Below are 11,099 nucleotides of genomic sequence, written 5' to 3' on the forward strand. Positions count from 1 at the left end.
TTCTAAGGAGATAGTCGATGAAAATTACCGGCGCTAAGGTTATCGTGTGCTCGCCAGGTCGAAATTTTGTTACGTTAAAAATCACTACTGATGAAGGGGTATATGGGATTGGCGATGCAACCCTCAATGGGAGGGAACTATCTGTAGTCAGCTATCTAGAAGATCACGTGATCCCTACCTTAATTGGGAAAGATGCCCATCGTATCGAAGATATTTGGCAGTTCTTGTACCGTGGGGCGTACTGGCGTCGGGGCCCAGTTGGTATGACAGCGATTGCAGCTGTTGATGTGGCACTGTGGGATATCAAAGCAAAGGTAGCCAAACTTCCTTTATACCAACTTCTTGGAGGACGAAGCCGCGATAAAATTATGACGTATACTCATGCTAATGGCGTGTGTATAGACTCAACACTCGATGCGGTCGGTCAGGCAATAGATGACGGTTATCAAGCCGTGCGTGTTCAATCTGGTATACCGGGATTGGACAGCACCTATGGCGTTGCCAAAGAAGGGAAAAAATATGAGCCTGCCGATGCAGCCCTTCCCGGTGAAAATGTTTGGAGTACGCAAAAATATCTTAACTTTGCCCCTAAACTGTTTGACGCGGTGCGTTCTCAATTTGGCAACGATATTCATTTGTTACATGACGTTCATCATCGTCTGACTCCAATAGAAGCTGCAAGGCTTGGCAAAGAACTTGAACCATTTCATCTGTTCTGGCTGGAAGATGCTGTGGTGGCAGAGAATCAGGATAGCTTTCGCTTAGTGAGAGAACACACGACAACACCCCTTGCGGTGGGCGAGGTGTTTAACTCAATTCATGATTGCCGGTCTCTCATCCAAAATCAGTACATTGATTATATCCGTGCCACAATTGTACATGCGGGTGGGATTTCTCAAATGCGTAGAATCGCAGATTTTGCGAGTCTTTATCATGTGAAAACTGGCTTTCACGGCGCTACAGATTTGTCGCCAGTGTGCATGGGCGCTGCGCTTCATTTTGACTATTGGGTTCCGAACTTCGGTATTCAAGAACACATGCCATTCAGCGAAGAAATGGAATCGGTATTTACATTTGACTATAAGTTTAGCCGTGGTTTCTTTACGCCAGGTGAAGCTCCTGGCCATGGTGTAGATATAGACGAATCTCTAGCTAAAAAATTTCCCTATAAAAGAGCAATGTTACCTGTAAATCGACTGGAAGACGGTACATTGTGGAATTGGTAGACAGGGCCAGCACAGTGTTACCCCAGCCCCGGAACTCGCTATCGCTGACCGGGGTATTGCGGTCGCTTTAGGTCTCTGGCACTACTTTTAGCGTATGATAGCGCAATACTGCTTCAGAAATGACTCATGCTCTGGTAGCTGTTTTACTCTTTGTTTTATCTCTTGCTGCCCCTTTAGCAGCGCCCGAGACAATTGGTCATCGCTCATCATTTTCGCTGCCGGATGCCACGATTTGGGTAGTATTCCTTGTCCCAACATAACTTGTGACCAAGAGTCCACGCGAAATAGCTCATCGCTTTTTTGGAATGCGTGTCCATGTTCTTCAAACAGTGCAATACGCTCAGCGAGTGAGTCAGGGATTGTCATTTCTCTGCACGCATTCCAAAATTCGGTGTCTGTTCGCTTAGTGACGTGATAGTGAAGAATGATAAAGTCGCGGATCCTTTCTAGTTCGCTTTTCGTTTGTGAGTTGTACTCTTCTCTTAACATTGCCGTATCGTCTTGTGACGGGAATAACTGCATTAGTCGGGTAATGCCCATAACGATTAAATGTATGCTGGTGGACTCCATAGGCTCTACAAAACCACTGGATAAACCAATTGCTACACAGTTTTTATGCCATGCACGGATGCGCCTACCTGTATGAAACTGCAAGCAACGAAGCTCTTGTAGCGGTGCAGTACGTAGCGATGTTCGAAACTGTTGCTGTGCGTACTCATCACTCACAAAACGACTGCTGTAAACAAAGCCGTTCCCCATACGGTGTTGTAGAGGGATTTCCCACCGCCAGCCGGCATCGTGTGCAGTGGCAACTGTATAAGGCTTTAAGGGGGGCGAAAGTTCTGTTTGCACAGCCAATGCCCGGTCACAAAAAAGCCACTTAGACCAGTCTTCGACACCAACATCCAGCGCCTCGCCAATCAGTCGTGCGCGAAATCCCGTGCAGTCGATAAAAAGATCACCTTCTATGGGAGCATGTTGTGCGACATTGAGCGCGTGGATATCGCCAGAAGTATCAAACGAGACAGACTCAATATGATCAACAAGGTGAGTGACGCCTGATTTGAGTGATAGCTTTTTCAAATAGTCTGCATAAGCCCCTGCATCCAGATGATATGCATAGTTTAAAGGTGTACTTTGTGCCGAAGTGTAAAACTTGTTTGCTTTCGCAGCCTCTAGCTCTAAACAATAGCTACCATACTCTCCTGCGAACCCTCTTTCATGGCCTTCCCTCCAAAAGTGTAGAAATTCAGCTAGCCAACTAGATTGACCTGTTTGGCCGAATGAATGCAGATAAGTTTCGTTTTTGTTACCGAAATCTGAAAACTCAATGCCCAGTTTAAATGTGGCGGATGTCTCACGCATAAATTCAGCCTCGTCAATACCTAGAAGCTGATGAAATACGCGTAAAGGTGGAATGGTCGCTTCCCCTACGCCAATCGTGGGAATGTTTGACGATTCCACCAGTGTAATGTGAAGCAACGCTCCCATTTTCCTTGATAGTGCAGCTGCCGTTAACCAGCCGGCGGTGCCACCACCAGCAATGACAACACGGGGCTTATCTAAACATTTGGTGGAAAACATAGTGGTAACCTATTTTGTTGCGCGGCGATTCAATGATGTTCTAGGGAGAGGCACGTTTTCTTCATCGAATTTTACTCGTCGCCTTTTTGTAGATGCAAAAAAGCCACAGCCGGAAACGTGCTCCGACTGTGGTTTACTATATTATGGTTCGTTTAGAAGTTATACCGTGCACCAACTTGGTAGCGGGCTCCTAAATCTTCCAAGTACCACAATTGGTTTTCAGTACGGCCATGCTCACGACGATCTTCACCTGTCAGGTTAATCCCTTCTACAAATACGGTGAGTTGTTCGTTAATCGCGTAACTCACGTTAGCATCGATTTGGGCATAATTTTCAACATATGTTGGGTTGTTAGACCCTCGATAGTTAATGCGATTGAGATACTTGTCCCGCCAGTTATACGCCACCCTCGCAGTTAGGCCGTCTTTATCGTAAATAAACACCAGATTGGCGGTGTCGCTCAGTCCGGTAAGGGCGAATTGAGAGTCGTCTGGACTACCGTTATTGTCAAATCCAATGTCTCCGCGTACCAAGGTATAGTTTGCTTGAACGCCAAAACCTGTTTCACCAAAGAAGTGTTGTACCGCTAGCTCAGCACCATACAGTTTAGCTTCTCTATTGTTTTGAGGAAGGCTCGTTCTAAATACCATTTCAGGATCGCCTTCTTCCGGTACAATATCCCACCCCGGCGTTTCACCTAGTTGTAACAGTTGTTCAGCAGAGCCTGTATAGTCATCCGCGCCATTAGGAAACGCTTCTGGGTGTTCTAACAGCACCATCATTGCAAAGAGTGACGTATCGTCAACCGCAAAGCCTCGTTCATTTAAGGCGTCAGCAGCAGCCAAAGCACGTGGGCCGTTAGTTTGATCGAGAATACCAAAGAACGTTCGGTCTTCTTGGCCTGTACCAATGAAATTTGCCACTCGTTTCTCAAAAAAGCCTACTGAAGCATAGCTGTTTTCATCGAAATACCACTCGGTAGAAACATCAAAATTATCTGATTCCAATGGCAACAACGTCGGATTAGATGAGCTAGCCGTGGGACGGGCACCATTTAACGTAGAGCCTGAAGTACCAAACCCGCTAGGGGATACACGTAAGTCTCCATACCCAGCTCGGGCGATGGTTTTGCTATAGGAAAAGCGAGCTTTAATTTCGTCGGTAAGCATAATGTCGAAATCGAAACTGGGTAAGAGGTGGTCATAATCCGCTTCTACAGAAAGGGGAATAGTGTCTGTATTGGGATCAGTAAACAGGCTGAAGTCATTGTTATTCTCCCAGATGAGGTAGCTGGGCGGCGTAACTAAAGACGTGGAAGTTACATCTGTTTGCTCATAACGAACACCCGCGAGGAAGTTGGCTCTCATTCCCCCAATCTCTCCACTCATCGCTACTTGGAAGTATGCGGCCATTGTGTCTTCTTCCACGACGTCATTGGAGGAAAAGATGTTACTTACCCCAAAGAAATTTGCATCAGAAGGGTAAAGAGCGATACCTTCACGAGCCAGTGCAATTGGGTCTGCGATAAATCCAATACCTTGACTTTTTCCTGTATCAAAATCGTCAAACAACCCTCCAATATCAATGGGTTGTAGTAGGCCATCAGAAAACTCTCCAGGGTTTGCGATCCCCCAATTTCCCAGCGTCATATTGTCGCCTGCGGTTTGACGAGCGGTCATTTCCATGGCTCTAGTTTCAACACCAAAATCTAACTCACCGTTATCGAACATCCATTTGCCATCGAGTTTCAATTGGGAAATTTCGGTTTCCTGAGATGCATGACGGAAGCGCAAAATTGAAGAACCAACATCATCGGCGTCGAGTATTCCGTTATCATTACCTCGGGTACTATCATCATATACATTAAGGTATGTGGGTAGCTCAGAGTCGTACCACCATTCTCTAGATGTTACTGTGGGAGCGCCTATACCCACGGCTATCTCGCCGGTGGCTGCATTATCACTAGGGCCACTAGGCAGGCTTTCCATTTTCGAATTATGGGCATCCAATGAAAGTAACAGATTATCAGAAGCAAAGTATTCTAGATTGAAACCTACTGAGTTTAGCGTGTTGGTTTGTTCTCGCCATTGCTGTTCATAACCTTCGTCTACTGTGCCAGGATACGATTCAGCAATATAAATAGGGGTAGCAATAGCGCCGTCGTCGAAAATCACAGAGGTGACGTTGGAGCCGTTTTGAACCCAGTTTGTAATCTCTCCACGGTGTTCCTGAATATCATTTTCTGCAAATAAGTAATCCACAGTAGCGACCAAATTATCCGATGCTGCATATTGCATTGTTAATTGCGCATTGGTTCGTGTTCTCTCTGTGTCAGAGAACGCATATCGTATATCATTAGGTCGAGCGTAGAGTTGGCCTATTTCAGGTGCATTCTCGTATATATCACCACTATTATTAAACAGTGTATCTGGATCATTTGGATCGCCCCATGTCCCGATGTTCCAGTCGTTGACGGTAGCCCCCACATACCCTGAGTGGCGCTCTTGCACACTCCCTGTCAATGAAACCCCAAATTTTGCATCATCATCGGTCCAGCTCATTAAGCCGGATAGCTCTGGAGTAACGTCGCTACCTGCGCGATTGGTAGTATCATGAACGGCTTTAACACCAACGGTAGATCTAAATCCCGGCATAGAAAGGGGGCGTGCGGTTTTAATATTGACGGTTGCGCCAATTCCACCTGTAGCAATACTGGCTTTACTTGTTTTATATACTTCGACGCCGCGAATACCTTCAGACGCCAAGTTAGCAAAGTCGAATGCGCGAGTGCTGCCTCCACGGGTCGTTCCATCGGCACCACTTCCACCACCATAGGTTTGAGCTGCGGGCATCATGCGGCCGTTTAGCGTAATCATGTTATTTCCGCCACCAAACCCCCTAACCGTTATTTCGTTGCCTTCACCGTTGGTTCTGCTTATAGACACCCCCGTAATTCGTTGCAGTGATTCTGCAAGGTTTGTATCAGGGAACTTACCAATATCTTCTGCTGAAATGGCGTCGACAACCCCGATGGATTCACGTTTTATTGAGGCCGCTTCTGCCAAACTCGATCGAAGTCCAGAAACTTCGATCACTTCAATAGGTTCATCGCTTTGTGCTATTGCCGGAAGGGCAACGACGGTACCGAGTATGACGGATACTGCTTTGTTCACCATAGATTGTCTAAACGGGTGGTTCTTATTCATTGTGTGCTTCCTGTTAAGGTTTACTCGTGTTGTGTGAGCTTGCTTGTTCCAGTGAGTTTTTTCGTTAACAGAATTGCTCTGGGTGCAATCGACAATACAGGTTAATTTGAAGATTTTAATGCGCACCAGATATGTTAACGATATGTGAATTTTTCCACGTGAACCGCTTTTTTACCTATTATTTTTTTTTACATATGGGGTGTTTTTTTGCGCGGTAGAGCCGCGCAAAATTGTTGATGAAGAAGGCTAGGGAGAAACGGTAAGCTCGAAAGGTGCTGCGGGAAGGCCTTCGCGATTGTACAGTGAAGCCGCGGGGTTATTTCCCCACGCGTAGCGTAATTTTACGGCTTTGTTTATAGACGGATGTTGAAGGTAGACCTGATTGCCATTCACCGTTGCTTTCACCCAGAAGAATGCATCATCCATTCCTGCAGCGGCGAAATTATGATCTAGGCCATCTTCTATTCTGTCTTTGTCTAATTCAGTGTCAAATGTGACGACTATCTTGTTATCTTTGTGCTCTACAGAGAGAACCTTAGGCCCTTGATATGAAACGTCACGCTGATAGACCATGTTCTTTGCTGCAAGTGCTAGTCGACGACCTACCTCGCGCTTGTTGACAGGATGAATGTCATTCCACTCGCCAATATCTATCGTAACAATTAATGCGGTGTTGGGGTGCTTTGACGCTTTTGCTTGCTGTTCTCGCAATTCAGCCCAGCTACTTTCAACAGGCTCGGATTGCCGTTGCATAAAGTTAGTTAACTGCACAATGAAAAAAGGTAAATTAGGTCGTTGCCACCGACTTCGCCAGTGGTCCATCATCGCGGTCAATTTATCACTGTAATCAGCAGGTCGTGATGCATTCGATTCACCTTGATACCAAAGCACACCTGACAGCGGGAAACCCGCGGCTGGGGCAATCATGGCATTGAACAGACCCATGGGTTTCCAGCGAATAAACGTGGTTGAGGGGGTATTGGACGTTTGATGAGAAACTTTGTATTGCCAAGTGCCCTCGAGTGAAACTGAATGTTCCTCATCGGTGCCTAAAAAGTAAGGTTTATCAGTTATAAACCCACTGTTACCGCCATTTGAGATAACACGAACAGCAATGATGTTATCTCCTTTTTTCAATGCGTATTTTGGCACTGTATATCGTCTAGGAGGGTATTGATACGTGGTATTGCCCACTTTTACGCCGTTGACATAGGCCTCATCGGCATCGACGATACGCCCTAAACGCAGAATGACAGGTTCATCGGGTATGTCGTTAAGGTGAACATGTTTTCTTAACCACCACACGCCAGCAAAACCCGAGTTAAACCCCGGTAAATTACCGGGCATGTCAATATTCTGCCAGTTGCCATCATTCAATTCTGGTGAAAACCAGGACGTACCTTGCAGTCCTTTGTCGTTTGCGTTCACATTTTTATACCAGTCGTCTTGCGCTTTGCGCTCACTCTCCTTGGTTGTTTTGATATTGTCAGGGTTTGCATAATATTCGCCAGCAGCAATATCCTGTGGGTATGGTTTCAAAGATGACTTGGCCATCCAAGCCTCGATGGGAGAACCGCCCAGCGCGGCATTGATTATGCCGATAGGGACGTTTTCAGACAGATGTAAGTGTCTGGCGAAATAGTACGCTACGGCAGAAAGCTGCCTGATATTTTCAGGGGTAGCCTGAAGCCATTGGCCTTCAGCGTAGTCGCTGTTTTCTGCGTCAAAACGATAAGTATCTGCCACTGTGAACTCGCGGACGAGAGGTAAATTGGCGTCATTGACATCATCTGGGTAGGCTTCTTCAATTCGCGCCATGGTCAGTTCCATATTTGATTGCCCTGACGCAAGATAGACATCCCCAAAGTAGACATCATTTATTACCCGTTCCTCATCGGCTTTTATTGTTAAAGTGAAGGGACCTCCTGCCGGCTGCGGGGGGAGAGTGACAATCCACTGATTGTCCGATGTGCTAATCGTTTCAATCTTTTTATCGTTAAGCCACAAGGAAACGTATTGGCTGTTTGTTGTACCTTTAACGGGAATCGGTTGGTTTCGTTGTAATACGACACCATCAGAAATAAGTTGGTGAACAGTTAATGCCTGACTCGGAAAGCAAAGCAGCAAAAGCAAATACAAATAGAAACGAGTCATAGACCCTCCTGTGATATAAACTGAATCTGCAAAAGGGCAGCTGAATAAGCCGCCATTTGCACACGTTAATTCTTAGTTTGCACGCAGTGTCAGGACTGCAGGCTCTAAAGCTTGGCTGCTCGCGGTAAGCTTTAATTCTCCAGGCTTGTTGTGCTCACTTTGAATGATAACAAGTAGCTTTCCACTAAACGCCTTCCTTTCGTGAGAAGGAAATGGAGTGAAGTTTGTCGAATCTCCATTATCTGTTGCGACTATCCGGCCAGGCCCAGTGAGAGAAAAGTGAACGCGGTGAGTCGCAGTGGGTACTGGATTACCCTTTTTATCTATGATATCAACGGTAACAAATGATAGATCCTTTCCGTCGGCATTGATGATATTGCGATCTGCGGATAAACGTAAACCCGAGGGGGCGCCAGAAGTTGTTACGCTGTCGGTTGCCCATCGCTTGCCGTTCTTATAGGCAACTACTTCTACTGTTCCTGGCGTGTAGCGAACATCATCAAAGCGAAGTCGATATTCAAAGGGGCCTTTCTTTTTCTTCCCTTGGGATTGCCCATTAATAAATAGCTCTGCTTCATCTCCGGAGGTAAACACATGAATAGGGGTGATTTCTCCCTCTCTACCGGGCCAATTCCAATGGGGAAGAATGTGAGCCATAGGCAGATCCGGTCGCCATTCGCTCTGATAGAGGTAGAAGCGATCCTTTTTGAAACCAGCCAGGTCGATCATCCCGGAATAAGAGCTTCGCGCGGCATAGTAGGGCGTGGGTTCACCTAGGTAATCAAAACCATTCCATACGAACTGGCCAGCAACAAAAGGGTAGGTATCTAGATAGCGAAAAACTTTATCGGCTGATGCCCCAAAATCTACGGCATGTAGCTCGTAGCTACTGACTTGATGAATTTTTGAATTTCCACCAAGACCATCGCGAACCGGAGCACTGGTTTTCGGTGTAACAGGAAAGAAGTAAAGCCCTCTAGAGCTGTAAGCGGAGGCTGTTTCACTAGATAAAATTACTTTATCGGGGTGTGCTTCGCGAAAAGCGGGATAAGAGGGGGGAGTGCGAATACGGTCGGTATTTTTAAACTCAGGCTCTTGGCGGATGCCTTCCCCTTGATAGTTTAGGCTTATTACGTCCATAGCTGCGCTAAACGGGAAATCAGCCTTAGCCCAATTCATAGATGCAGTAACAGGGCGGGTGGGGTCCTCACTCTTAACAATACTTTTTAGTTTTAAGGCGATTTCAGCCCCTTCTTCTCCGGTATATTGTTCTCCAACTTCATTACCGATATACCACATGATCACCGAAGGATGGTTCTTGTCGCGTCGAACTAGCGCGCGAAGATCTTGTTCATGCCAATCGGCAAAAATAAGGTGAAAATCAAGTGGTGTCTTTTTCTTGTACCAACTGTCGAACGACTCGTTTAATACTAGAATTCCCATTTTATCCGTTAACGTCAGAAGTTCGGGCGCGGGAGGATTATGTGCCATGCGAATAGCGTTTACCCCCATTTCCTGAAGAATGTTTAATTGTCTCTGGGCGGCCCGCAAATTAAATGCAGCGCCCAGGGCGCCCAAATCATGGTGCTGGTTAACACCTTGTAGCGGAATGTGCTCACCATTGACGACCACGCCGGTATCAGGGTTGAACGCCAACTTGCGAACACCGAAGGGCGTGGTGTATTGGTCAAGTGTTTTTCCATTCTGTATGACTGACGTAACCACTGCATAGCGATGGGGTGTTTGATGGGGTATAGGCCCCCATAACTTGGGGTTCTTTAACACAGAAGTCGCTTGGCTTTTTTGTTCTTCTCCAGAAGCTAACGTTAAAGCTTGGGAAGGAAGCTTTAATACCGGCTTTTCGCTAAGGGTATCTTGCGTTGAAAGCTCATAAATATGATGTTGAAGACTCACGTTCTGATTATTTTTCGTATGATTTCTGATTGATGTGGTAATCGATATCATGGCCTTGTCCTTAGACACGGTAGGTGTGATCACCTGCGTTCCCCACTGACTGACATGAATCTGTGCGGTTTTTTCTAACCATACATTTCGATAGATACCGCCGCCGGGATACCAGCGAGAAGATTTCGGCGGGTTATCAAGTCGAATAGCAAGTTGATTGGTTTGTCCAACAGTGACATAGGGCGTAAGATCAAGTTGATAAGAGCTATAGCCATAAGGCCAGCCCCCGACAAGATGGCCATTTAACCATACCATTGAGTAAGACATTGCGCCGTCTATATGCAGATAAATGCGTTTATTTTTATCGTCATTAGCAAGCGTAAACTGCTTTCTATACCACGCCACCCCATGGGAGGGTAGACGACCCATACCGCCACCCACTTTAGGGTTGTTGCCACTATAGAATGGTCCAGCGATGGCCCAGTCATGAGGTAAATTCACCACTTTCCAATGGCTGTCATCGAACGCTTTCTGAACAAATGGAAAATCTTTGCCTGGTTCCCCTTCGGGTCTTATATGACGCTTATTGGGGTTAGCAATAAACGCATTTCCCGTGGGGAGAATCCAGGGTTTTAATACGCCATCTTGGCTATTAACTGTTATCGCATCGGAAGGGCGAGTATCCGCCGCTTGACTGTCGTTAAACTGGTGAACGTTGGGGCGAGTGTCGTAAATCAAACTATCAGGCGTTTGATTATCGGCATAGCGGTAAAATCGCCATTCTCCAGTAAGATCAATTTTTTCTCGTTGGCTGGCTGTAACATTCGTGGCTAACAGTAGCATGGTAAGGGCAAGCAGCCCCTTATAATTGCGAATAAATAGCATACCTAGAATTCCTGTTAATAAAATGTGACCTATCGTCGTATCAAGCAAATATACAGCGAAGCAATTCATTTAAAAGACAATAACTAATTAAGTAAATGGCATACGAAATTTCTCAAATACCCCTGTATTAACAGAGGAA

5 protein-coding genes are annotated in these 11,099 nt (G+C 46.1%); 1 reads left to right on the forward strand and 4 read right to left on the reverse strand.

Annotated elements, in window-relative coordinates; translation table 11 throughout:
- The first annotated feature begins 17 nt into the window (after positions 1-17).
- Positions 18-1,226: a D-mannonate dehydratase ManD gene (manD, locus tag IUA53_RS03785; RefSeq protein ID WP_044448554.1), complete on the forward strand. Its 1,209-nt coding sequence runs from the start codon at positions 18-20 to the stop codon at positions 1,224-1,226.
- A gap of 87 nt (positions 1,227-1,313) precedes the next feature.
- Here manD and IUA53_RS03790 read toward each other — a convergent pair whose 3' ends face one another.
- The 4 genes from IUA53_RS03790 to galB all read right to left on the reverse strand — a co-directional run bounded on the left by IUA53_RS03790 (position 1,314) and on the right by galB (position 10,960).
- On the reverse strand, positions 1,314-2,810 hold the full coding sequence (locus tag IUA53_RS03790; protein ID WP_044448552.1) for a tryptophan halogenase family protein: 1,497 nt from the start codon (positions 2,808-2,810) through the stop codon (positions 1,314-1,316).
- A 152-nt stretch (positions 2,811-2,962) separates the two neighbouring features.
- Positions 2,963-6,016 (reverse strand): TonB-dependent receptor, encoded by a 3,054-nt coding sequence (locus tag IUA53_RS03795; RefSeq protein ID WP_196898420.1) that lies wholly within the window; start codon positions 6,014-6,016, stop codon positions 2,963-2,965.
- Positions 6,017-6,262: 246 nt separating this feature from the next.
- On the reverse strand, positions 6,263-8,170 hold the full coding sequence (locus IUA53_RS03800) for a sialate O-acetylesterase (RefSeq protein WP_044448547.1): 1,908 nt from the start codon (positions 8,168-8,170) through the stop codon (positions 6,263-6,265).
- Between the two features lie 72 nt (positions 8,171-8,242).
- Entirely contained in the window at positions 8,243-10,960 is a 2,718-nt protein-coding gene (gene galB, locus IUA53_RS03805) for a beta-galactosidase GalB (protein WP_044448545.1), read from the reverse strand.
- Positions 10,961-11,099: the final 139 nt, after the last annotated feature.

Origin of the sequence: Alteromonas sp. B31-7, from assembly GCF_015767655.1 — a bacterium.
Lineage (GTDB): Bacteria > Pseudomonadota > Gammaproteobacteria > Enterobacterales > Alteromonadaceae > Alteromonas > Alteromonas australica.